Source organism: Qipengyuania marincola, assembly GCF_029688625.1.
In the GTDB taxonomy this organism is placed as follows: Bacteria; Pseudomonadota; Alphaproteobacteria; order Sphingomonadales; family Sphingomonadaceae; genus Qipengyuania.
The window spans coordinates 139,138-165,063 of sequence record NZ_JARULC010000001.1 but is presented as its reverse complement, the minus strand read 5'-3'; the positions used below and the strand labels follow the sequence as shown (position 1 = coordinate 165,063).

Genomic DNA, 25,926 nt, shown 5'->3' with positions numbered 1-25,926 from the left:
CGGTGCTAACGAGCGCTCCGACACGCAAACGGAGACCAGGATGAGCGCCGACCTCGAAGCAACGATCGAAGCCGCGTGGGACGACCGCGCAAACGTGACGCCGCAAAGTGCGGATGTGCGCGAGGCTGTCGAGAAAGCGCTGAAGATGCTCGATAGCGGCGAAGGCCGCGTCGCACAGCCAGACGGCAAGGGTGGCTGGCAGGTCAACCAATGGCTCAAGAAGGCGGTTCTCCTGAGCTTTCGCCTCAATGACAACCGCGTGATGGAAGGCGGCAGTGCCGGCCATCCCGCATACGACAAGGTGCCCAGCAAGTTCGCCGGATGGGATGATGCGCGCTTTCGCGAAGCGGGCTTTCGCGTCGTCCCCGGGGCGATCGCCCGTGAAGGCGCCTATATCGCCCCAGGCTGCGTTCTGATGCCCAGCTTCGTCAACATCGGCGCCTATGTCGGCAAGGGCACGATGGTGGACACCTGGGCCAGCATCGGCAGCTGTGCGCAAATCGGCGAAAACTGCCACATCTCGGCCGGCGCCGGCATAGGTGGGGTGCTGGAACCCATGCAGGCCAATCCGACCATCATCGGCGACAATTGTTTCATCGGGGCCCGCAGCGAAATCGTGGAGGGCGTGATCGTCGGCGAAGGTAGCGTGGTCGCCATGGGTGTCTTCATCACCCAGTCCACCAAGATCGTCTACCGTGACACCGGCGAAGTCATCCGCGGCCACATCCCGCCCTATTCGGTCGTGGTTCCCGGCTCTCTGCCCGGCAAGGATGGCGGCCCCGGTCTTGCCTGTGCCGTCATCGTGAAGACGGTCGATGCGCAAACCCGCGAGAAAACGGGCATCAACGACTTGTTGCGCGACTGATCTGCAAGCCTGTAACAGGGAACATTCGCCGCAAAGGCGCGTATCGCTGCCAAGGGTCAAGACGACCGGGAGGAATTCTGAAATGGAAAAGCATGATGGACACGTTCACCTCGACGAGGAAGAGGCGAGCGGCGGAAGCAAGGAAGGCGTCGTACGCTGGGTCCTCGCCGGAGGGTTGCTGCTGGCGATCGTTCTCCTTTCCATAACCTGGATCATACCTGCCCTGATGCAGGGCGACGTTGAGGAAGAGGCCACGGTCAGCGGCGAGATTTCCTCCATCGAGGATGGAGGTGACGGCACCGACAGCATCGTGGGCACCGGGCCTTCCGAGCAGCTGGGCGGCGAAACGGAACTTACCGAGGACGAGCAGGTTGTTAACGAGGACGGGCTCGAAGTTATTGAAAACTAATCCGCCGAGGTGACCTTACGATGAGCAATTCCAACAGCTTCCAGACCGGCCAACACGTCAAATGGGACTGGGGCAACGGCACCGCCAAGGGCCAGATCAAGGAACGCTTCGAACGCGAGGTCACCCGGACGCTGCAGGGCAGCGAAGTCACCAAGGATGGTGACGAGGACAATCCGGCCTATCTCATCAAGCAGGACGATGGTGACGAGGTCCTGAAGCGCGGTTCGGAAATCGAGGCGCAGGACACCTGATGCCCGAGGCCAAGAGCAAGGCCCAGCAGCAGGCCGCCGGGGCAGCGCTGGCGGCCAAGCGGGGCGAAGCGAAAGTGTCCGACCTGCAGGGCGCGTCGAAGGAAATGTATGATTCCATGACCGAGCAGGAGCTCGAGGAAATGGCATCGACCGATCGCTCCGACCTTCCGGAAACGGCTGATGACGACTGATGGACGATAGCGAGAAGGACGAAACCTACGACGAGTTCTACGACTGCGTTAACATGCAGCCGAAGGAACTCGAGGAATGGCTAGAGACCGAGGAATCGAAGTCAGTCGGCGATAGCGAGAGCGGCGAGAGCACAGGCCACAAATCGGGCCGCCGGATCGTGGAGATCAAGCGCACCAACAAGGATGATCTCACCAATGACCAGTGGGATCACATGAAAAAAGTCGTGGGCTACGTCCACCGGCACAAGGCGCAAAAGCCCTCCGGCGACATCGAAGATAGCGACTGGCGCTACAGCCTGATGAACTGGGGTCACGACCCCTGTAAATGAAAGGTCTGGTGGAGGCTCAATCCTCCCCGTCGCGCGGGGCTCCCACAGCGTATTCGATCGGCGAAGCGCCCGCCTGCTGCGCTGCATAGGCCTCAGCAGTGCGCATGACCCGCATCATGTTGCCCGAGGAAATCTTTTCGAGATCTTCCTGCGAGTAGCCCCGGCGGGCAAGCTCGGTGAAGAGCGCCGGATATCCCGTGACGTCCTCCATCCCGACCGGTCCGTTGGGCATGCCGTCGTAATCCCCGCCGATGCCGATGCTATCGATCCCTGCCACATCGCGAACATGGTCGATATGGTCGGCCATGTCGCTGATCGTCGATACCGGTGCGCGATTGTCTGCGTCCCACACCGCCAACTGTGCCTCGACTTCGTCGGGAAGCCCGGGATAAAGCGCTTCGAGCCGCGCCTGTTCCGCGGCACGGCTCGCAGAATGCTGGCGCAGGTCTTCGGTAAGAAACCAGGGCAAGGCCACGACCATCACGATACCGCCATTCTGCGGCAAACGCGCAAGGACGCTGTCGGGCACATTGCGCAGGTGGCCATTGATGGCTCTTACTCCGGAGTGGCTGAAGATCACCGGCGCGCCGGCAACATCGAGCGCGTCGTGCATCGCCGCTTCGCTGACATGGCTGAGGTCAACCAGCATGCCGATGCGGTTCATCTCTCGCACGACGTCCATGCCGAAGGCGTTGAGGCCGCCATGCCTGGGCGCGTCGGTGGCACTGTCTGCCCAGCTCAACGTCTTCCCGTGGGTCAGGGTCATGTAGCGCGCGCCGAGATCGTACATCTGCCGCAGCACCGCCAGGCTCGAGCCGATCGAGTGGCCACCCTCCATGCCCAACAGCGAAGCGATGCGGCCTTCAGCCATCGCTCTTTCGACGTCGTCCGCGGTCAGCGCCAGCGAAAGCGCATCGGGATAGCGGGCGATCAGGCGCTTCGTCACGTCGATCTGTTCGACAGTCGCCTGAACCGCCTCCGCTTCTTCCAAGCCGGCGCTCACATAGACGGACCACCATTGCGCCCCGACCTTGCCGATCCGCAGGCGAGTCAGATCGGTATGCATCGCATCGCGATCGTCGTCCGCCGTGTCGAGCGTGTCGGCAAAATCAAAATCGTTGATACGGTTGTCGAAGCGGCCGCGCAGCTGGATCGGCACATCGTTGTGGCCGTCCCATACGGGCGCAGCCTCGAGCGCCGCAGCCGCGGTGCGCTCGGCACTGTCCTGAGCGGCGAGCGGAGTGGTTGTGCAGAGCAGTGCGGCGGCGATTGCGGTTATGCGCATGGTCGATGGAACCCCTTGTCGATCTATGGACTGTCCTAGCAAAGGCAGGCGACATGGAAAGGTTCGTTTTATGACGGTAGTGGCTAAGTGGAACGGCGAGACACTGGCACGCAGCGACGACACGGTCATCGTCGAGGGCAATCACTACTTCCCGCCGAATGACGTCGCCCGCGGCGTCCTGGCGCCCAGCGACAAGACGACGCACTGCCCATGGAAAGGCACGGCGCACTATCACTCGGTCAATGCCGGCGGCGCTATCAACAAGGACGCGGCCTGGTATTACCCCGAACCGAAGGAAAAAGCGTCACAGATCAAGGGCCGCATCGCGTTCTGGAACGGGGTGGAGGTGACCGAGGAATGACGCGACAGCGATGATTCAGAGATGGGATCGGCGTGCCCTTACGCGCTATGCGATAGGCGCGTTTTATCTCCTTGCGGGGTGGCAGCATCTCGCCAATCCCGCGCCGTTCGTCGCGATCACGCCCGACTGGGTTCCGATTTCCAAGGGCGCGGTGGTCTTCTGGACCGGGATCGCCGAATTGCTGGGTGCCGCGCTGTTGCTAGCGTGGAAACAAAAGGCTCGTGCAGTCGGTGCGATGATGCTCGCGCTCTACGCGCTGGCGGTGTGGCCCGCGAATTTCCAGCACCTGTTTCTGGACCTCGAACGCGCCGATGGCGGTCTCGGCCTCGCCTATCATATTCTGCGGCTTGCGGCGCAGCCCCTGCTGATCTGGGCGACCTTGTGGTCCGCAGGCCTTGCGCGCTGGCCGTTCGCCAAAAACAAGCGGGCGGAGAAGCCGTAGCCGCCCCGCCCGCGAGTTTCCTGTCGAATGTCCGGCTCAGCTCATGTGCTTGGAGACTGCACCGGTCATCTTGAACATGGAAATCTGTTCCTTGCCGATAACGGCTCCCAGCTTGTCGTCCGGGTTGATCATCCGCTTGTCCTTCGAATCCTGAAGGTTGTTCGCCTTGATGTGATCCCACACCTTCGAGGTCACCTGAGCTCGAGTCATCGGGCCTTTGCCGACCACGTTCTCGAGCTGCGGCGACAGGTTCACCGGCTTTTGCAGTGCATTGTTCTTGCCAGCCATGATGTATCCTTTCCTTGGCTATGCTTCAGTCATCGTCGCCCAGATCCTCCATATCCAGTTCTTCGACCTCATGGCCTTCGAACCGGGCAGTCAGGACCGCAGCGGCGGTTACGTGTCCGGCAATGTTGCGGACGAGTTCTTCATGTGTCGCACCCGGCATCAGCGTGAGCGGCAAGTCCAGCGCGAAGAGCTGGAAAACGTAGCGATGTTCTTCGCCAAGCGGCGGATCGGGTTGAAGCCACTCGGAGTTGCCGTGCGAATTCTTGCCGGTCCGCGGCGGCACTTCGCCTTCGAGCAATTTGCCCTTCTGCGGCGGCAGCCCCCAGACGGTCCAGTGAACGTGGCCGGTATCGACGTCTTCCGCCACCAGCACCAGTTCCTGCGCCCCGGGCGGCGGCGCGGTCCATTCCAGCGGCGGCGCAACTGCATCTTCCTCGATCGCGGTAAAACACGGATCCAGTTCGCCGCCATGGCGGAACGCATCGCTGGCAAGGGTAAAGCCGGATCGGCCGAGCGCACGCTCGTCTGTCACGCTGGCCAGAGTGGGCGGGTGCTTGATTTCGCCTCCACCGATAGCCTGCTGGACCCAAACCGCTTCGTCACCCGACATGCCTGCTCCTGATCAATGCCTTCGGGCGCCTAGTGCGCCCCACCAAGGGCCAACTAAGACACACGGCGGGACGGAAGACCATCCGCGGGCACGGAATTTGCACCGTTTTCCCCACGCACGAACGCAAAATCACAAGGAGAAAAGGCAAATTTCGATGGTCGCTTGATAACGCGTCGTTAATCGCGCATGCCGGACAAACCGGATCGCACAACCTTTCCAGCCAACGTCGGAGTTCTCGAATGACTATGGGTCGCGCCATTCTCAGCACCGTTCTTGCAGTCTCACTCGCCGCATGCGGCGGTGGAGGCAGCAGTGGCGGCGGTGGCGGCAACCCGCCCACGAGCGGCGGCGGCCAGGATATCTGCTCGCTCGACGCGCGGCAGGACTGGGTCCTCAGCCAGATCAACGAATGGTACCTGTTCCCCAATCTCGTCGACACCTCGGTGGCAAAGTCTGCTCATTCCAGCGTGCAGTCCTATATCAACGCCCTGGTAGCGCCCGCGCGTGCGCAGGACCGCGACCGTTTCTTCACCTATATCACCTCGATTCAGGAAGAGACGGACCTCATTCAGAACGGCTCCAATGCAGGGTTCGGCATCCGGCTCGTCTACGATACGGATGCCCGCCGCGTGTTTGTGGTAGAAGCCTTCGAAAACGCGCCTGCGTTCGGGCAGAACATCGATCGCGGGACGGAAATCATCAGCATCGATGGGCAGAGCGTCGCCGGAATCATGGCCGGAAATCCAGCAAACCCCGCCGGTGCCGTGAGCGCGGCTTTTGGCCCGAGCGATCCGGGCGTGTCGCGTGACCTTGGCATTCGCCAGCCTGATGGCAGCGAGACGACGGTCACCGTGGTCAAGGAAGAATTCTCGCTCGATCCGCTGTCTGACCGCTACGGTTCTGTCATTCTCGATAACGGTGGCACGAAGGTCGGCTATATCAACCTGCGCACTTTCATCGTCAGCGACGCATCGCGTCAGCTGCGCGATGCCTTCGCGGTATTCAGGCAGCAGGGTATCGACGAAGTCATCCTCGACTTCCGCTATAATGGCGGCGGGCTGGTTTCGGTGGCGGAACTGCTGGGCGACCTGATGGCGGCAGACAAGGTCGGCAGCGAATTCTCATCGACGATCTTCCGCGATTCCAAAAGTGCCGAGAACAGCACCTACAATTTTCAGCAGGAAACCCAAGCCATTGCTGCGATGAAGATCGCGGTCATCGGCACTGACGGCACGGCCTCGGCCAGCGAGCTCGTACCCAATGCCTTCATTCCTTATCTCGGCGACAATATCGCGCTGATCGGCAGCAACACCTTTGGCAAGCCTGTGGGCCAGATCGCTCTCGATCGTTCGGCCTGCGACGATCGCCTCCGAGTCGTCGCGTTCCGTTCGGTCAATGTCGCCGACCAGGGCGACTATTACAGCGGCCTTGCCTCGGTCATGCCGCGCACCTGCGCCGCAGCGGATGATTTCCTGGTTCCGCTCGGCGATCCGCGCGAGGCCTCGATTGCGACCGCGCTCGATTATCTTGCGGGACGCAGCTGCACCGCGATCGGCGCTGCGCAAAAAGGTGTGACGGCACAGGCCCTACCACAGCGCGAGCTGTTGATGCCCGATGCCCCCACGGCCGCGCAGCTGCGGATTCCCGGGATTTTCTGATAGGGCAGCGTGAGACAATCCCTTTGCAGGAGCGCCGGGTGAGCGAACGCTATTCCACCTTCGAAGAATTCTGGCCGTTTTACCTGCGCGAGCATTCGCGGCCCGGCACACGCGCCTTGCACTATATCGGCACCACCCTGGTCGTTTTGCTGGCGGTCGCCGCCGTTGCGAGCGGCACGTGGTGGCTGGCGGCCGCGATGCCCGTTGCCGGCTATTTTTTCGCCTGGATCGCGCATTTCGCGCATGAGCGGAACCGGCCGGCAACGTTCACCTACCCGCTGTGGAGCCTCGGCGCCGATTTTCGCATGTGGTGGTTGTGGCTAACGGGCCGGCTCGGTCCCCATCTCGATGAGGCCGGAGTCGCGCGCTAAGCGAGGGCCGCGGCCACAGTCGCTAGACCAAGTCCCAGCGACAGGGGCACGCGCAAGCTCATCCACCAATTCGGTGCAAGCGCGCGCAGCTTGGCATCGACCGCAAGGCTCATCAGAATGCCCGCCCCCAGCATGATGAGGGATGGTTCAGGCCAAGTCTGGCCGAATACCCACGGCAGGTAGGCGAACAGAGCGATCAGGCTGGGTGCGACTGCCGCAACCCATACCCAGCCGAGCGTCTTGCGGTTCTCGGCTGCCGGAGCCATGGCCGCAATCCCCCACCACATCCCGCCGAGGAAGCTGAAGATCAGCGCGGCATAGCCGAACGCGATCGCCTGCGCCGTATAACGCCACTCGTCGGGCCCGGCATAAAGCGCTATGACACAAGCGAGTTGCGGTAAGAGGCCGGCAAGGCCGAGGAGGCGTGGAAGCGAGGGAACATCGCGCATCGGGAAAGAACCTGTATCGTGCCTGGTCGGCCTATGGGTTTTCGGGATCGGAATAGGGTTTTCGGTCCGTCCAGGCGCAGCCTTCCCGCGTTTCGTCACCGACCAGCAAAGTGGCCGTAAACGGATAGCTGCGATCGCTCATTGCATCGGAACATTCGCCGGGCGTGATGGTCAGGTCGAAGCGCTCGCCCTGCAGCTCGCCGCTGAAGCCGACCCCATTCAACCCAGCAAAGCGTTCGACGGGAAAACTGCTGCCATCGGGCATGTCGGGGGTGCTATAGCGAGCCATCCCTTCAATGATCTCGCCATTCCAGAAAGGCTCGGTGCCGGTGAACCGGATCGTCTCGGCAGGATCTATTCCGTCATAGGCCGGCTCCCGAGTGGTCTGCTCTTGCTGGCACGCGACCAGCAAGCCTGTCGCGATAATGAAAGCGAATGCAGAACGCATCACGGTTCCCCCGTGCTATGGCGGCGAATGAACTCAGCCGCCTGGTCGAGAGCCGCCTTGCCCTCTGGCACGGGTAGCAGCATCCAGTCATGGAACATGCCGTCATATTCGAAATAGACGTGCTCAGCCGCATCAGGGGAAGTCAGTTTGGCACCCAACCGCTGACCATCCACCAGCAGAATGTCGGACGTGCCCGAGAAGATCGCGACAGGCGGCAAGCCATCCAACGGTCCGAGAAGCGGGCTGATGCGCGGATCGTCCCGCGCTAGGTCACCGCGGAACAGGTCGGCGCAGGCTCCGAGGCCCGCGACGGCGAGCATTCGGTCCCGGCCTTCGATGTCTTTCTGTCGGGGGTCGCTGGCCGTTGCATCCAGCCACGGAGAAAACAGCACCAGCGATGCGGGCATGGGAGCACCGTCCTGCAAGAGCATTTGGGTCAACGCCAATGCCATTCCCCCGCCAGCGCTGTCTCCCAGCATTATCACCGGGCGCGAACCTGAAGCCGTAATCACATCCTCCGTGAGGCCGCGCATCAGATCAAGCGTTTCGATAGCTTTCGTTTCGGGCGCCAGAGGATAAAGCGGGACCGTCGCCGATGCCCCAAGATCGCGACAGAGTTGCGCGATGGCGTTCCAGTGGAAGGCCGATATCGGCATGACGTAGCCGCCGCCGTGGAAGTATAGGAGGTGTGGCGCCCCGTCAGCGAGACCGTTGCGCGGCGCCATCGTGACCACGGGAAAGCCGCGCCTTCCGTCCTCCTCGATCGCGAACTCTTTCTGCAGGGCGCGCCCCGGCCGGACAGGCGTCTTCTTGCGCAGGGCGGCGATACGCTCCTCCAGCCTGTCAGGCTCGGAAAAGAAGCGTTTTACGCCGAGCAGCGGCAGAGCAAGATTGACGAGGCGGGCGCGCAGGCTGGCCATGAAACTCCGGATGGTCAAAGCTGGTCGTCAGCCTTACCGCAGTATCGGAGCAGGGCAAGGCTCGCCTTGCACGGTCTGGTGGTCAGCGACCGAAGACCCGCGCCAGAAGGCCGCGTTTCGGCTCTTCGGGCACCTGACCGGTTTCGGCAACGCGGCGACGCAGATCGGAGCCGGTCAATTCCGCCACCTCTTCGCTCGTTCGCAACTGGATGAAATCCGCTGCCAGGATCGGGGCGCATTCCTTGGCCGGAACCTGCCGTTGGGCATCGGGCGTACGCGCGCCAATGCCATGCACCGCAACGATTTCCGGTCGCATATCGACCAGGCCAGCCACCACGGGAATGCCGCCCGGCAGGCCATGGATCGCGCATTCGCTCGCCACCGCCTGCTGGAACAGAAGCGCGCGCCACCAGCATCCCAGTACATATTCGACGTAGCGCAGGGGTGCTTCGGTTGCACCGGGCTCGCGGAAATAGTGGCGCTGCTTGTGATGCAGCAGGGCGGTGTTGAGCCGATCGAGGCCGTCTATGTCGAGATGCACTTCGATGTCTTCGTCATAGCCAGCCCACTCCGGCCCGTCCTCGGCCGAAGTCTGGGCGATCAGGTCCGTGCGCGAAGCATCGCTGAAGACGAAACCCTCGTCCGTATACAGCCCGAGCATCATGAACGGATGGTGCAACTGCCCTTTTTCGAAGGCCCGGTCTGCTTCGTTCGCTATCGCAAGAGTGACGCCGGTAATCGCCTCGCCTTCGTGATCCTGGATCGCTTCGACAAGCTCAGGCCAACCCGCAATAGAAACCGTCTCAGGCAGGGTGGCGAGGCACACTCGCCCGAAGTCGCTGTCGAGTTCGGCGAGTGCCGCGGCCAAGATGTCGTGGACCTCGTCCAGCCGGTGCGATTCGAACAGGCCGCGAAGTTCCGCCTCCCACTTCGCTTCGCCATCGGCAGCCAGAAACCGGTTCTGCAACTCATGCATGATGTATTCTCGCTTCTTTCCCCAAACGTCCGGCTTGCGGCTCGACGCCAAGGCTTGCCTAGCACTCCGTTAACCTAATCAACGAACCATTGCGGCCCGGTTCAAGGGCGCGGTTAAAGCAAGGTGAAGAGCAGACCGCGTAAAGATCCCAAGAGCACCCGTGGAACCTCGCACAACGTTGAGCGATTGATCGGACATGTCAGGCCGTGTTCAAACTCCCGCGCGCCTTGCTGGCTACGTCTTCGCCGGCGCGATCCTGGGTGCCGCGGGCTTGGGCGCGCTGAGCGGTTCGGTGATCGGCGAGAGCCCGATCCTTGCCCAGCGGGACGCAATTCCCACGGTGGCTGGAGATCGCGAACCGATCCTCTATTCGCCCCCTGCTTACCGGGAACAGCGCGACCGTCCTCCAGACCATTATGATTTAGAAACCCCGAGTGGCGTCGTGCCAGTCTCCGAACTCGCGCTTCATGGACGGTTGCGCGACCGGCAGCTGATCTGGGACGACACGCCAGAAGCGGTCGCGCTTGACGCGGACTACACGAACATGATTTCGGATGCCGAAATAGAGCGTTTGGCCAGCGGGCCAGCCTTGTCGATATCCGACCAAGGTGCCGACGATTTCCAAAGCGAACCTCGGGAAGCCGACAAGCCAGCGCAGAATGCGAAGCCAACGCAAAATACATCCGACCTCTCACACAATTAAAAAGGGCGACCCGTAAGGGCCGCCCTTTTCGCATACGCTATTTCGCAGAATTACTGCGGCATAAGCACGGTATCAATCACATGGACGACGCCGTTCGACGCCTGCACATCGGTCGCGGTGACGGTTGCGGTTCCACCGGTCGCATCGGTCAGCACAACATTGCCGCCATCGAGCATCGCGGTAAGCGTGCCGCCATTGACGGTGTTGATCGTGTACCCGCCCTCGCCGGCTTCGTTGATTGCCTGGGTCAGCGTGGCCGCATCGACGTTACCTTCGACCACGTGATAGGTCAGGATGTTGCCGAGGGTTTCAGTGTCATTCGTCGTCAGCTCGGTCAGAGTTGCTTCGGGGATCTTGCCGAAAGCGTCATTGGTCGGAGCGAAGACCGTGAACGGTCCGTCGCCCGACAGCGTATCGCCCAGATTTGCGGCGGTCACAGCGCTGACGAGGGTCGAAAACTGTTCATCGCCCTGTGCGACTTCGACGATGGTGCCGGCTTCGGCAGTTTCGTTGGCCATCTGATCGGCAGCGGCAACGTCTTCATCCATCGTGGCGGTATCTTCCGCCGGTTCGGCACAGGCTGCAATGGCGAGCGAGGCCGCCGAAGCGAGCGCGATTGTCATCTTGTTCATAATCTACCCTTTTGGTTGTGAGAGTGTCGGCCGGCGACCCTATTTCATGGCCGCCGCTTACAGATACGAACGATGCGGTCGCGCGGATGTTTCCGATTCAGGCAGGAATATGGCGAAACGGTGGTGATCCGCGACGAAGCGTTGCCCTGCCAGCGACGAAGCGCTTGGCGGCCCTGACCTCCAGTCACATGACCTTGTCGGGCCGCGGATCGTGGCTGTGCTTCGCCTCCTTGCCAAAATTGCGTTCCAGCCGCTGGGCCAAGGTATTGGCCGCCATCCGCGCGGCATCATCGACCTTGCTTGCCTTCGCGGTCACGCCGATCGGTTTGCCGCCACGTGGACGGGCTTCGATGGTGCAGGCCTTGTCGTCCGCACCATGCTTGGCACCGTTTTCATCGCGCACATGAATTTCGACGCGCGTGAGCCGGCCCTCGAACCGAGCCAGCTTCTCTCTTACCGCAGCTTCGATCCGCTCTGCGACGTTTTCGGTGCCCATCACGCTGCTGTCGGAATTGAACTGGACCTGCATGGAAAATCCTCCTCTCGAAATGTCTCTATCCAACGCTCAGCCCGGGGTTTTGGTGCCCGCATTTCGGCGGACTGACGATGTCACTCGACCGGCTCCCGATCAGAGTGTGAGCCCAATCGCTTTGCCCAGTCGATCCGCGCCAGGAAAACCAGTCCGGCAAGCATTGTGATCTGCAGCGCAATACCGAATGGGCTCGACAGTTCTTCGCGCAAGACTTCGCCGATTGTGGTCGAACGGATGCCCTGCGCGGTCAGGCCATAGATCGTATAGGAGACGATCCGTCCGGCGAAGAAGGCGAGCGTAAAGGGCAGCAGCGGCAGCCGGGCGAGACCCGCGGCTTCGAACAGTTGGGCAGACGGCACGGGCGACAGCGCGAACAGGCCGAGCGCAAGGATGCCATTGCGCCGTCGCCGTTCCATCGCCTCGCGCGCCGCAGCGAGATTGCCCTTGACCTTGTCCGATAGGAAGCGCGTGCCCAGCGCCCGCGTCGCATGGCCCAGGGTGAACCGTCCTGTCGCGGCTGCCACCGCCGCCGTGCCTACCAGCGGGGCGAGATCAAGCTCGGTGTTGAAAGCATACAGCGCGATGATCGACCAGGTCGGCGGTCCGAACGCAGGCATCAGGTTTACGCCCAGTACCACGGCGAAGACGATGAGGTAGTCGGTCATGCTCCCTCTCTACCATCGAGGCGCGCGCGATACCCTCACCATAGGGCCGGCAGCGCCGAAACTCCGGCACCATCTCGCCTCGCTGCCGTTGGGGAAGGACAGCTGACACTCATTCAGGAGAGACCCCGTGGCAGACCGTACGCTTTCCGACATCGCTTCCAAACTCAAGAGCATCGACGTCGCGATGCTGGTCACCAAGACCGGCAGCGAGGGCGCGATCGCCGCGCGCCCCATGTCCAACAACAAGGACGTCAGCGCCAGCGACGGCACCACATATCACTTCGCCACCGACGATGGTCGGATCGACGATGACCTCAAACGCTCCGACCAGTGCGGTGCCACCTATTCCAGCGGCGAGTTCTACTGCGCCGTCCAGGGCACCGGCAAGCTCCACCGCGACCGCGACACGCTGGAAAAGCACTGGGTGCCCGACCTCGAGAAGTGGTTCGAGAACGGCCTCGATACCGACGGCCTGATCCTGATCGAAGTGAGCCCCAAGCGCATCGCCTGGTGGGACGGCCGCGAGCAGGGCGAACTGACGCCCTGAGCGCCTATCCCGTTCCCAGCGCCCGGTCCGCGAGGATTGTGTCCATATACTCGCGCACCTCGACGATCTTGCCGTCCTTCATGCGGAAGACGAAGCAATAATCGTTGTCGTAGCGCCCGCCGTCGACCGTCGCGGCATCGCCCTTCGCGATCACCGCCACACGATCGCCATCGGCGAGGATGAGCTCGGCGGTGGTGAGGTAGGGCCCGTCGATCCGCGCGAACAGAGGGCCGACGAGGTCGCGGTTCACCGCCTCCAGCCCCTTCAGGTGCTTCGACCAGGCGGACGAGCCCATCACGCGCCACTCGATATCCTCGGCGAACAGCGCGGTGAAGTGTGTCGGGTCGCCCTTGGCCAGCCCGTCATAGGCCTTGGCGATCAGCGCGCGGTTGGTTTCGGTTTCGTTGCTCATTCCTATTCCCCTGTTCAAGCCTCGACCCGCACCCCTTCGCGCGGCCAGTCCTCGTCAAGATCGACGCCCTGCTGCGCCCATTGCTTTCGCGTCATGCACATGATGCGCTCGACGAGGCTGCCCGTCACCGGCTCGACCCGCATGCAATAGCGCGTGTCGGCATCCCCCGGCGGGGCCGCATTCGCCTCGGCATGGTTGTCCGCCGCGACCGGGGCAGCAGCGGCGAGCACAGCGAGTGCGGCGATGGATGTGAGGCTGCGGACGGACATGGCGGGTCTCCTCTAGGGCTTGCGGGTCGGCGGGGTACTGGGGCGAGCATATCACGAAGCCGCCCCTTCCGCGAAGTCCCGGTCCGCGCCAATTCCCGCGGGTTGGACCGCACGGTTGTGCCGGGCCGCTCCCTTCGGCTAGCGGGGGGCCATGCCTGCGCCCATGATCCTGGTCGATGCCGATGCCTGCCCGGTGAAGGAGGAGGTCTATCGCGTGGCGGAGCGTCACAGGGCCCCTGTCCGCGTGGTCAGCAACAGCCCCTTCCGCGTGCCGGTGAGCGAGCGGGTGAAGCGCGTAGTGGTCTCCGACGGCTTCGATGCCGCCGACGACTGGATCGCGGAGAACGCATCCCCAGGCACCGTGGTGATCACCGCCGACATCCTGCTGGCCGAACGCTGCCTCAAGGCGGGCGCCACCGTGCTGCGCCACGACGGCAAGCCCTTCGACGCCGCCAGCATCGGCAGCGCCATCGCCACCCGCGCGATCATGGAAGACCTTCGCGCCGGAATGGACGGCCCCCTCGGCGCAGCCGGAGGCGGCCCGCCGCCGTTCGGCAAGGCGGACCGGTCCAACTTCCTGCAGGCGCTGGACCGGGTGCTGGTGAAGCTCGCAAGGGCCTGAGCGGCGTGTAGGACAATTGCAGGACTTGCCTCCTGCCAGTCCCATCACATGGACCGCATGGACCACTGTCCAGGGGCAAAAAAGTTCGCGGGGGTGTGCGGGCACTCGGGGACAGGCTTCGGCAAGGGGCGGAGCGCGGACATGGACCGCAAGACAACAGGTTCGGGCGGAGTAGGAAAGGCTGAACAGGCGCGAACCTGAAGTTGGGACTCGTGAACAGCGACACTTAAGTGACCGACATTATTCTTTAGGAATTTCCGAATTAGAATTCCCGCTATGGAAACGGTGAATTACTTGCTCGACCGCCCGCTTGTCCTGCTCATCGTGCTATTCCTCGGCGCGGTGATCGGCGTATACTTCGAGCGCGTAACGGCGAAAGCCGATGCGGAGAAGCGCAAGGCCTACTGGCGCGGGCGCAATGCGGCGAAGCGCAGCGGTGGCAAAGCCAAGCCGGCGCTGCGCCCGGTGAAGGAGCCAGAGGCCAGCCGCGCCGATTTTGCCGCGGAGCAATTGAAGCTCGTCGCGCGGTCGGACTTCACATCGCGGTCGCTGCTGAACCGGTCGGAGGCGAAGGTGTTCGAGGCGCTCGACAAGGCGGTGATCGCCATGAACCCGAAATGGCAGGTGATGGCGCAGGTTTCGCTCGGCGAATTCCTGACCAGCCCAGACGAGGGCGCCTATTTCGCCGTCAATTCAAAGCGCGTCGACTTCGCCCTGATGGACGACCGCGCCCACGTGGTCCACGCGCTGGAATACCAGGGCTCGGGCCACCACGCAGGCAATTGCGCCGCCGCGCGCGATGCGGTGAAGAAGGAAGCGCTGCGCAAGGCGGGCATAGGCTATCACGAGATCGTCGCCGGCCACACCACGCCGAGCGAACTCAGGGCGCTGGTAGAGAAGCTGGTTCCGGCGGGTTAGCGGTTCGTTACACTGTCCCCGGACCCAAGCTCTTAGTAAAAAAGTTTTACATAGAGCCAATTTTGCTCTTGCGCCCGATCAGGCGACTGCTATTTTGAGGACAGTCACTGAAAGGAGAATGAGTCGCTTATCTTAGCGCCACTAGGCGCGCGGAGGACCGCAAGGTTCTCTACCACTTTCCCGGCTAAGGGGCGGACCCCAGACGGAGAGAGCACACGCGACGGCGACCTGTCGCGTGTGGTGTTGAGAGTAAAGTCGAGACCCCCAATCCCACTGCAGGTGGCGACCCCACGGCAATTCCGTCGTGGTCTGCAGAAGGGAACTTATCATGGATAAGGAACGTGACCGGTTTCGACGGAGGTTGAAGAGGTGGGAAAAAAGACTGAGGAGGGCTACGGCTCGCTGTTTGAAGTCTCCCACCCTGCTGCGACTGGTATTCACAGTTGCACCGGCAATCTTTCGCATTGCGCGTTGGGTTGAACGGAATTTCGGCGACGGAAGCTAGATCTCCACTTTCACACACCTTGGAAACCTAAGGTCGGAAGAATGCTGGGCGAAGCAATTAGAATTGCACGAAGTTTTTTAGGTATTAGCCAGAAGGAGTTGGCAGCGAGCATTGGCGTCACCAACGGTTATCTCTCTCAGATCGAATCGGGTGCGCGAGAGCCAAGCCAGAAGATATTGCGCGCGATAGCGGGCGAAATTGGGGTTCCCACATCATCTTTGCTTTTTTTCGCGGAGAACCTTTCGGCGAATGAGAGCTCCGCGGACTTGGAGGCAAGGCAAAAATTTGGCCGAAAGATCTTGCTCGCTCTTACAAGAATCGATGAAGAAACCCTTTGAGCCATATCCGTTACATCAGTGCGCACTATACCGCCTGAAGAGCAGGCGACAGCTTGCCTCCCGCTTGAACCGATCACTTCCCTACATATCCAGCCGCGCTGCAAAGCCTGAATTATACCGCGAATGGCGGGAGCCGAAGCGATCTGGTGGCACGCGTCTAATTGAAGCCCCGCGGCCCGACTTGAAAGAGCTACAGCGCCGGATTGGCGACCTGCTGCAGCGAGTGGCCCCTCCCGATTATCTTTTTAGTCCGGTGAAGGGCAAATCTTATCTCGAGAATGCATTCGTCCACAAATCAGCGAAGACGATTAAACTTCTCGATATCGACGACTATTTCGGAAACTGCCTGGCGAAATCCGTCTATGCCTTTTTCCGACAACATCTTCGCTGTGAGCCCGATGTTGCCCACCTTTTGACAGGCCTGACATGTCGAAACGGACATCTGCCGCAAGGTAGTCCAGCTAGCCCAATCCTTTCATTTTACAGCGCTTTCGACATGTGGAATGAAATTCAAACTTTGGTAGTCGCTGCTGATTGCAAGATGTCGCTCTATGTCGATGATATAACGATATCGGGAGAACAAGTCCCTGAAGCTTTGGTCTTCGAAGTCAAAGGCGTGCTACACCGCCATGGCCACAATTACTCGAAACGAAAAGAAGGCCGCAGGCATGGCAGACCTGCTGAAGTCACGGGCCTTATGGTCGGCTCCGGCAAGGCAATGGTCCCTCACCGCCATTATCGGAAATTGCTTGATGCGCGCCTAGCCGCATCGACCACAGCGGACGAGGAGGAAAGGGCGCGCGCCATCGCGAGAGCCAAGAGCCTTGAGTATCAGGTACAAGCCGTCAGTAAAAAGAAGCGCCAGTAGCTTCACTACTATCGGAGTTACCCCTCAGGCAAATACAACTTCTCGCCTTTCTCCCGATACACCTCGCTCATCTCCTCCATGCCCTTCTGCGCTTCCTCGGCCTCTTGCTGAGAGGTCTCGCGCTTGATGTTCTCGCTCGCAAGATAGCTGTCCGAGTTCTGCTTGGCGGCGAAGTCGCGCACTTCCTGCGTGATCTTCATCGAACAGAATTTCGGGCCGCACATGGAGCAGAAGTGGGCGGTCTTGGCGCCTTCGGCGGGGAGGGTCTGGTCGTGATATTGCTCGGCCGTGTCGGGGTCGAGGCTGAGGTTGAACTGGTCGCGCCAACGGAATTCGAAGCGGGCCTTGCTCAAGGCATCGTCGCGGACCTTGGCGGCCGGGTGGCCCTTGGCGAGGTCGGCGGCGTGGGCAGCGAGCTTGTAGGTCACCACGCCCACTTTCACATCGTCGCGGTCGGGCAGGCCGAGGTGCTCCTTCGGCGTGACGTAGCAGAGCATGGCGGTGCCGTACCAGCCGATCTGCGCCGCGCCGATGCCGCTGGTGATATGGTCGTACCCCGGCGCGATATCGGTGACGAGGGGGCCGAGCGTGTAGAAGGGCGCTTCGCCGCACGCCTCCAGCTGCTTGTCCATGTTCTCCTTGATCTTGTGCATCGGCACGTGGCCGGGGCCTTCGATCATCACCTGCACGTCCTGTTCCCAGGCGCGCTTGGTGAGTTCGCCAAGCGTATAGAGCTCGGCGAACTGGGCTTCGTCGTTGGCGTCGGCGATGGAGCCGGGGCGCAGGCCGTCACCCAGCGAATAGGCGATGTCGTAGGCCTTCATGATCTCGGTGATCTCGTCGAACTTCTCGTAGAGGAAGCTCTCCTTGTGATGCGCGAGGCACCATTTCGCCATGATCGAGCCGCCGCGCGACACGATGCCGGTGACACGCTTGGCGGTCATCGGGACATAGGGTAGGCGGACCCCTGCGTGGATAGTGAAATAGTCGACGCCCTGTTCGGCCTGTTCGATCAGCGTGTCGCGGAAGATTTCCCAGGTCAGGTCCTCGGCAATGCCGCCGACTTTCTCCAGCGCCTGGTAGATCGGCACGGTGCCGATCGGGACGGGCGAGTTGCGGATGATCCATTCGCGCGTGTCGTGGATGTTGCGGCCCGTCGAGAGGTCCATCACCGTGTCCGCGCCCCAGCGGATCGACCAGACCATCTTGTCGACCTCGCTCGCCACGTCCGATGCCACGGCGGAGTTGCCGATATTGGCATTGATCTTGACGAGGAAATTGCGCCCGATCGCCATCGGCTCGGTTTCGGGGTGGTTGATGTTGGAGGGGATGATGGCACGGCCCCTCGCCACCTCGTCGCGGACGAATTCGGGGGTGACGTAATCGGGCAGTTCCGCACCCCAGGGCTGGCCGTCATTGCGCGCGGTGAGGCGGGCGGCTTCCTCGCGCAGCATCTCGCGGCCAAGGTTCTCGCGCTCGGCGACATATTCCATCTCGGGCGTGATGATGCCGCGGCGGGCATAGTGCATCTGCGACACGTTCATCCCGGGCTTGGCGCGCAGCACCTTTTTGGCGACATTGGGGAAGCCCGGAACGCCGCCCGACCGATCGGGACCGAGTTGGCCGTTGTCTTCGGGCTTCACTTCGCGCGCGTCGTATTCCTCGACATCGCCGCGGGCGAGGATCCACTCGCGGCGCTTCTGTTCGAGGCCCTTGCGGATGTCGATGGTCGCGTCGGGATCGGTGTAGGGACCGGAGGTGTCGTAGACGCGCACGCTAGGCTCGCCGCCCTCCAGATCGATCTCGCGCATGGCGACCTGCACGCCGCTGCCGGACTTGGCGCCGACATGGACCTTGCGACTGCCGCGAATGGGCCCGGTGGTGACGCCGATGTCGAATTTGCTGTTGATGTCGGCCATGCGTGCTCTCTCCATAAGGCGGAGGAAGAGCGGTATTCTGGCGCCGCTCCACTCCCTCCGCCGATGCTAATCGGTTCAGGTTCGACGGGTCGCAGGGCGTTACTCCTGCCTCTCAGCCAAACGGCTCCCCGGGGATATGTTGGGGATAGGCGCAATTACCGTCGCTGTCGAGCGGACGGGGGCAGTGCGGCAAAAATACCAGATTCCGTCATTTTCAGTCGCGAGGAGAGCGTTTTGCGCATTTTCACACTTTTAGGTGCAAAATTGCACAGTAATTTGTCGTGCCGGCGCACAATAGTGTCGCGCCGTTGTCTCTAAGGCAAAAGCCCATGAAGAATCGTTTTCTGATTGCTGCGAGTATCATCTCGCTCTGCACTTCCCTTGCCGCCATCCCCTCGACTGGTCGGGCGCAAGAATGTCTGCTTGATACGAACGCCGACAATACGGCGACCGACAGCGCCGATACCGATGGTGGCGCGCTGTCACCTAGCGACGGCACCAGTCTTGCCTGCGGCACCTCCGCGACAGTGACCGGCTCTGGCGGAACGGCAGTTGGTGCCGGGTCCGTTGCGGCTGCGAACGGAACGTCGGTGGGAAGCGAGAGCAATGCAGCCGAAAACGGTGTTGCGGTCGGCAGCGACGCGGTAGCCGCGGACTATGCCGTCGCTATCGGCGGTCGCATTCTCGGAAGCGGCGCGAGCGTCAGCTACGTCGGGCCGGAAGCCAGCGGCGTACAATCCGTGGCAATCGGCGCGGGCGCGGTCAGCCGCGGCGCTGGCAGCGTCTCTCTCGGGTCCTACGCCTTCGCTTCGAGCGACTATGCCATTGCGATCGGTCTGAGCTCCTATGCGCTCGACCAGTATGCGGTCGCAATCGGCCAATTCGCACAAGCCTATGCCTTCGAATCGATCGCGCTTGGCAGCAACTCCTTGACCACCGGGACCTATGGGCTGGCACTCGGTAGCAACAGCGTGGCCGACGAGATGGGCACCGCCGTGGGCAGCTTCGCACGCAGCGGGTTCATGAATACGGCGCTCGGTTTCAACGCCGAAGCGCTTGGCGACCAGGCCGTGGCCGTGGGTGCGGGTTCGCGCGCCAATGGCTTCAGCTCGAACGCCTTCGGTTTCGGCGCGGCGGCCCAGCAACAGGACACGCTGGCGTTCGGCACCTATGCGACGGCGGCGGGTTTCGGCTCTACCGCGATGGGGACAGGTGCCTATTCAGACGGGTTTTACAGCATGGCGCAAGGCAATTACTCGACTGCCTTCAATGATTTCTCGACAGCGGTAGGCGCTTACAGTGCCGCGCTCGCCGGCTCATCGACCGCCGTCGGCACGGGAGCCTATGCAGATGCAAGCAACTCCGTAGCGCTTGGAGCTGCGAGCTATGCCTCGCGCGAAAACACCGTCTCGGTGGGTCAATTCGGAAACGAGCGCCAGATCACCAATGTCGCTGCTGCAACGGAAGGCACCGATGCGGTAAACCTCGACCAGCTGAATGCAGCATTGGCTACCGCGGGCAGCAATTACGTCGACATCAACAGCTTCGGTGGACCTGCGCAAGCAACCGGCTCAGATGCGATTGCGATCGGTCCTGATAGCAGAGCCGATGGTTTCGGTAGCGTCGCGCTGGGCAACGCCAGCAGCGCGGTGGACGGAGGCACGGTCGCAATCGGCGAGTTCGCCTATGCCGACGGCGACTATTCCACTTCTCTCGGTGCGCTCTCGGCAGCCAGCAACGTGAACACCGTTGCCGTCGGGGTTGCCGCACAGGCATCGGGATTCATCTCGACTGCGATTGGTGGCAGTGCGATCGCGAGCGCGGACAACACGACGGCCATAGGCTCTAGCGCAGGTGCCTATTTCGACAATTCGGTCGCCCTGGGCGCCAATTCGCGCACCGACCGGGCGAATTCGGTCTCAGTCGGCAACTCCGACTTCGGTGGTCAACGTCAGATCACCAATGTCGCTGCCGGCACCGCCGATACGGACGCAGTAAACGTGGCGCAACTCAACGAGGCGTTGGCCGGGGTCGCTACAGCAGGCAATCCTTATGTCGATATCGACGCCGTCGGCGCGGGTGCACAGGCAAATGGCTTTGCCGCCATATCGGTCGGCGGCAGCTCCAGCGCCAACAGCAATTATTCTGTGGCGATGGGCTTTGCCGCAACGACAGACGGCGGAACCGGAGGCGTCGCGATCGGTACCGGTAGCCACGTCACCGATACCGCGGGCGTCGCGATCGGATTGGTCGCCTCGTCCAATGCGCTTGGCTTTGCCGGCGGTGTCGCCGCAAACGCCGGTGGCGTAGGCTCCATAGCGATTGGGGGAGACGCGGACTTCGACGGGACCGGGGCCGTGTCGCTGGCCGAAGGCGCAGTCGCGCTTGGCGCCGATGCTTCGACAGGTGCAGAGGCGGTCAATTCGCTGGCCCTCGGCAGCGGTTCGGTCGCCACCGAAGCCATGACCGCGTCCTTCGGCAGCGCCGGAAATGAACGGCGCCTGGTCAATATCGCCGACGGCATCGCCGATAGCGACGCCGCAACCGTAGGACAGGTCAACACTGCCATCGCAAGTGCTGGCGGTTCGGCAGTGGCCGCACAGGAGCGCGCCGATGCCGCCTTTGCGCTGGCTGATGCTGCAAATACGCAAGCAACTGCCAACACGGCGCAGATTGCGACCAATACGGCGCAAATAGCGACGAACACGAGCGCCATTGCCGACAACACCGTGGCCATCGCGGCCAACACCGCCGCGATCTCCGACAATACGGGACGCATAGGCGCGCTCGAAACGAGCGTCGCTGCCGGGGCTGCTGAACTGGCTTATATCGAGGTTAATGCGACGGGCCCGGCTGCCATTGCGACCGGTAACGAAGCGATTGCGCTGGGAAGCGATGCCCAGGCGACCGGTGGCGGTGCGATGGCGCTCGGCTATCAGACTTCCGCCAGCGGTGCGAACGCCGCCGCGGTAGGCACAGCGAGCTCTGCATCGGGAGGAAACGCCACGGCCATCGGCACCGGATCCAGCGCAGCCTTTGCGAATTCCACGGCCGTCGGTGCCGGGGCGGTGACAACAGCCGCAAACCAGGTGATGCTTGGATCGTCCGGAACCGCCGTCGTCATCGCCGATATCGCATCGTCGACTTTGGTACAGGTGGGGCCGGTCGATGCTGTCACAATAGACGCCAATGGGACACTGGGCCGTGGTAATTTTGCCTCGGCTGCCAGCGTCGCTCGTGTGGCGGAACAGGTGCAAACGCTGGCGGCGCAAACGAGCCTGATCAATACGCAACTAGGCGTCGTCACGAACCGGGTCGATTTGCTCGAACGGGGCCTCCTCGAAGCGAACTTCCGCATCGAAGAGCTGAGCGAGCAGTCGCGGGCCGGGATCGCTGCGGCGATGGCCCAAGCGGACGCACCGATGCCTTCGGAAGGCGGACGGACCAGCTATATGGGCAAGGGCGCGACTTTCAGAGGCGAATACGCTTTCAGCCTTGGCCTAACCCATCGCCTGAAGACCGACGTCCCCTTCGCTGTAATGGCCAGTGTGAGCCATTCGGGCGGCCAGAACACAGGTGCCACCATCGGCGTCGCCGGCGAATTCTGACGTAGGAGTCTCATAGCCGCCGGGACCCCGCGTTCCCGGCACTGAGCATATTGGGTTTCGCCTGGTGCGGTCAGGGCCTTCTCAAACCACCGGTTTCTGAAGTCCTGACCTGCGCTGCGCGAAACCCACCTCTCGGCTTAGCCCGTTCGGGCAGGCGGCGCCCCCCGGGGACAAGCGGCGCCCCCGGGGATAGACGAACGATAGACGCCGGGTGGTCATTTGAAGAGGGGAGCTGCGGTGCCGCCGCTCCTGACCGGTCCAAGCCAGAGGCCTACGCCGATTGGCAAATATGCTGTACGAAGCCGTTTCGTGGCTCGCTGGAGTGATGAAATGACCGGATGGAACAAGGAAGCCCTCCGCTGCATCGCGGTGCTGGCAGCTGCGAGTTCGACCTCGATTGCAGCAAGCCAACCAGACCCCGCGAACGATCCGATCGTGGTCGAAGGCGAACGGGGGAATGACGAAGCAGCCCGAAAGGAAGCGCGGTCTGCCGTTCGCACCAGCGGTGCCATTCGCGGTGATCGGCCCATCGCGCGCTGGCGGAATTCGCTGTGCGTCTCTGTTATCGGCATCGAGGAGCCGGCCCGCACGATGGTGATGGACCGGATCAGCGCTCATGCGAGAAAGCTGGATCTCGAAATCGAGGACAGTTCGTCGTGTACGACCAATGTGAATATCGCATTCTCCTTCGATGCCGTCCGGCTGGTCGATGCGACACGCAGCCGTCGGCCGCGCTCCTTTGCCGAAGTGCCGGGGTTCTATGAGGAGGTTCTGTTTGGCGAATCTGCGCCAGTCCGGGCGTGGTACCGGACCGGCTGGCGCGATCGCATGGGGCGTCAGGCGATCGGTCAACAACCCGCCAGCGTCACGATGGACAGTGTCAGCTGGAGTGGAATGCTGCCCAACAAGGACGACGCGCCGATAACCACCGGCCAATTCTCCAGTCGCGTCCAGACCGATGGCACACGAGCGATTGAAGCGGCCATGATCATTGTCGATCGCGATCTGGCGGCAGGCTACGAGGTCGATCTCGTGGCAGACCTGATTGCACTGCACGCACTGGCCGAAATCTACCCGCGTGACGTAGCGAGAGATTCTGCCAGCATTCTTGCGCTTTTCGATGCGCCTGCCGACAGGAAACCTCGCGGAATGTCGGAGTGCGACTGGATGCTGTTGCAGGAGATCTATGCTCTGGCCCCGGCGCGCGCGGGGAGCATGCACCGCCAGACGCTCGTCCGGGCTCTCAGCGAGGCACCCGATTGCGGCGCAGGTAACAGCCGGTAGCGTCCCGCCGCAATGCGTCGACAGCACCACACGATCGGTCGCGTCAACCATTGCGTGAAAGCTGAAATTAACCTCACGCGTCCGATCACGGGATTGCCGGGATGGAAGGGGCGCATGCGGGGTTTCACGAAAATTGTCATGGCCGGAAAACGGCTTTGCGCGGTCGCGGCCATGTGCGGCGCGCTTGCTGGCTGCGGGGGCGACGGCGCCAGCAGTCCTGCGGCGATAGCAGCGCCGCCTGCCGTTTCCCAACCAGGCACACCCGCTCCGGGCTCGGGCACCGCCACAATTTCCGCCGAGGATTGGGCGCAGCAGGTGTCGGTCGCCATCCGGTTTGCCGGAGAGACCGGCTTTGCCAGCGCGAATGACGCCGCGATCCGCATGGGCGGCCAGCTAGTCAGGGGCGATCTCGTCACCGACCGGTTCGAAAAGCCGATCGGGCGCAATCTATGGCTGGTCGGGATGCGCACCACCGGCCTGGCCGACGGCAAGCCACACACCAGCTACGTAATCGAGAACCGCACGCCCGGTGTGTTCGGGACTGCGCCAGTTCCCGTCACCTATACGGTGCGGATCGAGGACCCGGCGATCGGAGCGACGAGCGAGACCGCTATCAACCGTCCGCACGGCCCCTGGCAACGCTGGCGCGTGGAAAGCAGGCAGTGGCCGCGCAAGCCACTGGCCTTTATCGACACTGCGATAGAGCGGGGCTGGATCATGCGGCACCGCTTCAATCCGCTGACGGTCGAGGGCTCGATCGCCCAGATGCAGCACCCCGTGACGAACGCGCCGCTCAGCGATCTGGGTTTTCTCCGCGCATTCGGCACCACGGGCGCCCGGGCGGAAATCGGGCTCAACCATCAATGGTTCGCACGCGCCGTGCGCAAGCATCTGGAGGGCAAGGATGCGCAGGCCCGGCAATGGATGGATTCCGCCATGCTGGCGGCAGAAACCCATGCGGCCATTCCGGTACATGTGCGCAACGATGAGGGGCGTATCGTGACGCCGCGGCTCGCGGGCTTCAAGGACGTGGGGCTGCGCGACTATTACGGCAATGGCAATCCGTCCTCCGCGCAAGTCGATTACCTGTTTGATGCGCAACAGGGCTGGGTGATGGACACCGCCCATCGCGGCAATGCGGTCTGGGGCAAGATCGTGATGCAGGGCGGGGCCGACGAAGCCGATCCCTACCTCATCGAGGAACAGCAATTCCTCGCCGCAGCCACGCTCAACCAGACCTGGACTGCCGAGCGCGGTGCCGACGGCCGACAGTTCCGCCGCGCTTCGCGAGAGTTGGCGTGGGGCATGCGCGATTTCGCGCAGGCCGTTGCGGCAACGCCAACCAATGTGCCCGAATGGCTATTACCCAAGACCTTCTTCCAACCCAATCTGGACGACATCCGCCAGATGCTGGCCGCGCGCTTTGCCGATGGGCCGGGCCTGCGCTTCGGGACGACTCTGCCGTCGGAGTTCTTCCAGTCCGCCAGCCCCAGCCCGATCAGCAATGTGGAAGACTACAATGCCTTCTCGCTCATCCACCTCTATCGCCTGACGGGAGAGGCGGCCTGGCGCGACCTCGCGCATGTCTTCGTCGAACGGAAGATTGCGCGCCGCATCGCCGCATCCCCGGTGTTCGCCGTGGGGTATCCGCAGATCGTCAGGCAGGCAGGCAAGGCTCCGGTCTACTACAGCGACTGGAAAGAGCTTTATGCGATGCAGGGCCAGGCATCGAATGCCGCAACAATGTGGCTGCGGTTCGACCGCCCGCATAGCGGAGAGCCGCACACGACCGACCAGACCATGCAGTATTACGACAGCCTGATGCTCGCCAAGGCCAGCGGCGCGACCTCGCCGGCGATCGATACCGCTCTGGCGATCATGGCGGCGCAATATACCGGCAACAGCGAAGGCGATCATGCCCGTGACAGCCAGGACCAGTTCGCGGTGCAATACACGCCCACGACGAACTGAGCCTTCCTGCGCGAGCGCCGTTGGCCAGGGCGCGACTTGCTGCACGGAGTTCGCAGACGCGGACGATAGGCGAGCAGGAAAAAACTGGATGCCCCGTGAGGATTCGAACCTCAATTGACGGAGTCAGAGTCCGTAGTCTTACCATTAGACGACGGGGCATCATCGCTCACCGGACCGGACAGAATCGCAAACCCGTCCGCGGGAGAGGTCGGCCATCTAATTTCGCGGCTGCGCGAGGTCAACCCCGCCCCTTGCCCCAATTCCGCTTGGCCGCTAGCAT

General features: G+C 62.4%; 31 protein-coding genes, 1 tRNA gene and 1 riboswitch. Of the genes, 18 read left to right on the top strand and 14 right to left on the bottom strand.

Annotation, left to right across the window (positions count from 1 at the left end):
• Nucleotides 1-40: 40 nt before the first annotated feature.
• From dapD to P8Q88_RS00865, 5 genes are all read left to right on the top strand, one after another.
• The gene (gene dapD, locus P8Q88_RS00885; protein ID WP_278321951.1) at nt 41-865 is read left to right on the top strand and encodes a 2,3,4,5-tetrahydropyridine-2,6-dicarboxylate N-succinyltransferase; all 825 of its coding nucleotides are present in this window, start codon (nt 41-43) and stop codon (nt 863-865) included.
• A gap of 82 nt (nt 866-947) precedes the next feature.
• Nucleotides 948-1,274: a hypothetical protein gene (locus P8Q88_RS00880; protein ID WP_278321950.1), complete on the top strand. Its 327-nt coding sequence runs from the start codon at nt 948-950 to the stop codon at nt 1,272-1,274.
• Between the two features lie 20 nt (nt 1,275-1,294).
• Nucleotides 1,295-1,525, top strand: a complete 231-nt coding sequence (locus tag P8Q88_RS00875) for a hypervirulence associated TUDOR domain-containing protein (RefSeq protein WP_278321949.1) — start codon at nt 1,295-1,297, stop codon at nt 1,523-1,525.
• Nucleotides 1,525-1,716, top strand: coding sequence for a DUF3008 family protein (locus P8Q88_RS00870; protein ID WP_278321948.1), 192 nt, complete (start codon nt 1,525-1,527; stop codon nt 1,714-1,716). The genes P8Q88_RS00875 and P8Q88_RS00870 overlap by 1 nt, the downstream gene beginning before the upstream one ends.
• A complete protein-coding gene (locus P8Q88_RS00865) occupies nt 1,716-2,045 on the top strand; it encodes a DUF3140 domain-containing protein (RefSeq protein WP_278321947.1) in 330 nt (109 codons plus the stop codon). Before P8Q88_RS00870 ends, P8Q88_RS00865 begins: the two co-directional genes overlap by 1 nt.
• 16 nt (nt 2,046-2,061) lie before the next feature.
• On the opposite strand, the gene P8Q88_RS00860 is transcribed toward P8Q88_RS00865, so the two are convergent.
• Nucleotides 2,062-3,330 (bottom strand): dipeptidase, encoded by a 1,269-nt coding sequence (locus tag P8Q88_RS00860; protein ID WP_278321946.1) that lies wholly within the window; start codon nt 3,328-3,330, stop codon nt 2,062-2,064.
• Between the two features lie 70 nt (nt 3,331-3,400).
• On the opposite strand from P8Q88_RS00860, the gene P8Q88_RS00855 reads away from it, so the two are divergent.
• Together P8Q88_RS00855 and P8Q88_RS00850 are read left to right on the top strand one after the other, a co-directional pair.
• Complete coding sequence (locus P8Q88_RS00855) at nt 3,401-3,691, top strand: DUF427 domain-containing protein (RefSeq protein WP_278321945.1); 291 nt, start codon at nt 3,401-3,403, stop codon at nt 3,689-3,691.
• Nucleotides 3,692-3,701: 10 nt separating this feature from the next.
• A complete protein-coding gene (locus P8Q88_RS00850; protein WP_278321944.1) occupies nt 3,702-4,133 on the top strand; it encodes a DoxX-related protein in 432 nt (143 codons plus the stop codon).
• 36 nt (nt 4,134-4,169) lie between these two features.
• Here the strand turns inward: P8Q88_RS00850 and P8Q88_RS00845 are convergent, their stop codons facing one another.
• Together P8Q88_RS00845 and P8Q88_RS00840 are read right to left on the bottom strand one after the other, a co-directional pair.
• A complete protein-coding gene (locus P8Q88_RS00845) occupies nt 4,170-4,421 on the bottom strand; it encodes an SWIB/MDM2 domain-containing protein (protein WP_221430264.1) in 252 nt (83 codons plus the stop codon).
• A 25-nt stretch (nt 4,422-4,446) separates the two neighbouring features.
• Nucleotides 4,447-5,031 carry a YbhB/YbcL family Raf kinase inhibitor-like protein gene (locus tag P8Q88_RS00840; RefSeq protein WP_278321943.1) on the bottom strand — a complete coding sequence of 195 codons (585 nt, stop codon included), beginning with the start codon at nt 5,029-5,031 and terminating at the stop codon, nt 4,447-4,449.
• Nucleotides 5,032-5,063: 32 nt separating this feature from the next.
• On the opposite strand from P8Q88_RS00840, the gene P8Q88_RS00835 reads away from it, so the two are divergent.
• Both P8Q88_RS00835 and P8Q88_RS00830 read left to right on the top strand, forming a co-directional pair.
• On the top strand, nt 5,064-6,689 hold the full coding sequence (locus tag P8Q88_RS00835) for a S41 family peptidase (protein ID WP_347568997.1): 1,626 nt from the start codon (nt 5,064-5,066) through the stop codon (nt 6,687-6,689).
• Between the two features lie 38 nt (nt 6,690-6,727).
• A complete protein-coding gene (locus P8Q88_RS00830; RefSeq protein ID WP_278321942.1) occupies nt 6,728-7,060 on the top strand; it encodes an Mpo1-like protein in 333 nt (110 codons plus the stop codon).
• On the opposite strand, the gene P8Q88_RS00825 is transcribed toward P8Q88_RS00830, so the two are convergent.
• The 4 genes from P8Q88_RS00825 to P8Q88_RS00810 all read right to left on the bottom strand — a co-directional run bounded on the left by P8Q88_RS00825 (nt 7,057) and on the right by P8Q88_RS00810 (nt 9,853).
• The gene (locus P8Q88_RS00825) at nt 7,057-7,509 is read right to left on the bottom strand and encodes a DUF3429 domain-containing protein (protein WP_278321941.1); all 453 of its coding nucleotides are present in this window, start codon (nt 7,507-7,509) and stop codon (nt 7,057-7,059) included. The genes P8Q88_RS00830 and P8Q88_RS00825 overlap by 4 nt on opposite strands.
• Nucleotides 7,510-7,540: 31 nt before the next feature.
• Nucleotides 7,541-7,957 (bottom strand): COG3650 family protein, encoded by a 417-nt coding sequence (locus P8Q88_RS00820; RefSeq protein WP_278321940.1) that lies wholly within the window; start codon nt 7,955-7,957, stop codon nt 7,541-7,543.
• Nucleotides 7,957-8,895 (bottom strand): alpha/beta hydrolase fold domain-containing protein, encoded by a 939-nt coding sequence (locus tag P8Q88_RS00815; protein ID WP_278321939.1) that lies wholly within the window; start codon nt 8,893-8,895, stop codon nt 7,957-7,959. Before P8Q88_RS00815 ends, P8Q88_RS00820 begins: the two co-directional genes overlap by 1 nt.
• 64 nt (nt 8,896-8,959) lie before the next feature.
• Nucleotides 8,960-9,853: a hypothetical protein gene (locus P8Q88_RS00810; RefSeq protein ID WP_278321938.1), complete on the bottom strand. Its 894-nt coding sequence runs from the start codon at nt 9,851-9,853 to the stop codon at nt 8,960-8,962.
• Nucleotides 9,854-10,049: 196 nt separating this feature from the next.
• On the opposite strand from P8Q88_RS00810, the gene P8Q88_RS00805 reads away from it, so the two are divergent.
• Nucleotides 10,050-10,556, top strand: coding sequence for a hypothetical protein (locus P8Q88_RS00805; RefSeq protein ID WP_278321937.1), 507 nt, complete (start codon nt 10,050-10,052; stop codon nt 10,554-10,556).
• A 50-nt stretch (nt 10,557-10,606) separates the two neighbouring features.
• Here P8Q88_RS00805 and P8Q88_RS00800 read toward each other — a convergent pair whose 3' ends face one another.
• The 3 genes from P8Q88_RS00800 to P8Q88_RS00790 form a co-directional block, all read right to left on the bottom strand.
• Nucleotides 10,607-11,188, bottom strand: coding sequence for a fasciclin domain-containing protein (locus tag P8Q88_RS00800; RefSeq protein WP_278321936.1), 582 nt, complete (start codon nt 11,186-11,188; stop codon nt 10,607-10,609).
• A 184-nt stretch (nt 11,189-11,372) separates the two neighbouring features.
• Nucleotides 11,373-11,717, bottom strand: coding sequence for an HPF/RaiA family ribosome-associated protein (locus P8Q88_RS00795; RefSeq protein ID WP_278321935.1), 345 nt, complete (start codon nt 11,715-11,717; stop codon nt 11,373-11,375).
• A gap of 80 nt (nt 11,718-11,797) precedes the next feature.
• Nucleotides 11,798-12,385, bottom strand: a complete 588-nt coding sequence (locus tag P8Q88_RS00790; RefSeq protein ID WP_278321934.1) for a hypothetical protein — start codon at nt 12,383-12,385, stop codon at nt 11,798-11,800.
• Between the two features lie 127 nt (nt 12,386-12,512).
• Here P8Q88_RS00790 and P8Q88_RS00785 point away from each other — a divergent pair, with 127 nt between their 5' ends.
• Nucleotides 12,513-12,932, top strand: a complete 420-nt coding sequence (locus P8Q88_RS00785; RefSeq protein WP_278321933.1) for a pyridoxamine 5'-phosphate oxidase family protein — start codon at nt 12,513-12,515, stop codon at nt 12,930-12,932.
• A 4-nt stretch (nt 12,933-12,936) separates the two neighbouring features.
• Here the strand turns inward: P8Q88_RS00785 and P8Q88_RS00780 are convergent, their stop codons facing one another.
• Both P8Q88_RS00780 and P8Q88_RS00775 read right to left on the bottom strand, forming a co-directional pair.
• On the bottom strand, nt 12,937-13,344 hold the full coding sequence (locus P8Q88_RS00780) for a nuclear transport factor 2 family protein (protein ID WP_278321932.1): 408 nt from the start codon (nt 13,342-13,344) through the stop codon (nt 12,937-12,939).
• 14 nt (nt 13,345-13,358) lie between these two features.
• Nucleotides 13,359-13,613, bottom strand: a complete 255-nt coding sequence (locus P8Q88_RS00775) for a hypothetical protein (RefSeq protein WP_278321931.1) — start codon at nt 13,611-13,613, stop codon at nt 13,359-13,361.
• A 151-nt stretch (nt 13,614-13,764) separates the two neighbouring features.
• On the opposite strand from P8Q88_RS00775, the gene P8Q88_RS00770 reads away from it, so the two are divergent.
• The 4 genes from P8Q88_RS00770 to P8Q88_RS00755 all read left to right on the top strand — a co-directional run bounded on the left by P8Q88_RS00770 (nt 13,765) and on the right by P8Q88_RS00755 (nt 16,864).
• Entirely contained in the window at nt 13,765-14,235 is a 471-nt protein-coding gene (locus P8Q88_RS00770) for a YaiI/YqxD family protein (RefSeq protein WP_278321930.1), read from the top strand.
• Nucleotides 14,236-14,511: 276 nt separating this feature from the next.
• Nucleotides 14,512-15,153 (top strand): DUF2726 domain-containing protein, encoded by a 642-nt coding sequence (locus P8Q88_RS00765; protein WP_278321929.1) that lies wholly within the window; start codon nt 14,512-14,514, stop codon nt 15,151-15,153.
• Between the two features lie 546 nt (nt 15,154-15,699).
• Nucleotides 15,700-15,996 (top strand): helix-turn-helix domain-containing protein, encoded by a 297-nt coding sequence (locus tag P8Q88_RS00760; RefSeq protein ID WP_278321928.1) that lies wholly within the window; start codon nt 15,700-15,702, stop codon nt 15,994-15,996.
• Nucleotides 15,980-16,864, top strand: coding sequence for a reverse transcriptase family protein (locus tag P8Q88_RS00755; RefSeq protein ID WP_278321927.1), 885 nt, complete (start codon nt 15,980-15,982; stop codon nt 16,862-16,864). The genes P8Q88_RS00760 and P8Q88_RS00755 overlap by 17 nt, the downstream gene beginning before the upstream one ends.
• A gap of 17 nt (nt 16,865-16,881) precedes the next feature.
• Here the strand turns inward: P8Q88_RS00755 and thiC are convergent, their stop codons facing one another.
• Nucleotides 16,882-18,783 (bottom strand): phosphomethylpyrimidine synthase ThiC, encoded by a 1,902-nt coding sequence (gene thiC, locus P8Q88_RS00750; protein ID WP_278321926.1) that lies wholly within the window; start codon nt 18,781-18,783, stop codon nt 16,882-16,884.
• A gap of 34 nt (nt 18,784-18,817) precedes the next feature.
• Nucleotides 18,818-18,924, bottom strand: a riboswitch (TPP riboswitch).
• Between the two features lie 188 nt (nt 18,925-19,112).
• Here thiC and P8Q88_RS00745 point away from each other — a divergent pair.
• From P8Q88_RS00745 to P8Q88_RS00735, 3 genes are all read left to right on the top strand, one after another.
• Nucleotides 19,113-22,391, top strand: coding sequence for a hypothetical protein (locus P8Q88_RS00745; protein ID WP_278321925.1), 3,279 nt, complete (start codon nt 19,113-19,115; stop codon nt 22,389-22,391).
• Between the two features lie 309 nt (nt 22,392-22,700).
• Nucleotides 22,701-23,675 carry a hypothetical protein gene (locus P8Q88_RS00740; RefSeq protein ID WP_278321924.1) on the top strand — a complete coding sequence of 325 codons (975 nt, stop codon included), beginning with the start codon at nt 22,701-22,703 and terminating at the stop codon, nt 23,673-23,675.
• A 138-nt stretch (nt 23,676-23,813) separates the two neighbouring features.
• A complete protein-coding gene (locus P8Q88_RS00735) occupies nt 23,814-25,646 on the top strand; it encodes a hypothetical protein (RefSeq protein ID WP_278321923.1) in 1,833 nt (610 codons plus the stop codon).
• 85 nt (nt 25,647-25,731) lie between these two features.
• On the opposite strand, the gene P8Q88_RS00730 is transcribed toward P8Q88_RS00735, so the two are convergent.
• Nucleotides 25,732-25,805, bottom strand: a tRNA-Gln gene (locus P8Q88_RS00730).
• Nucleotides 25,806-25,926 lie beyond the last annotated feature (121 nt).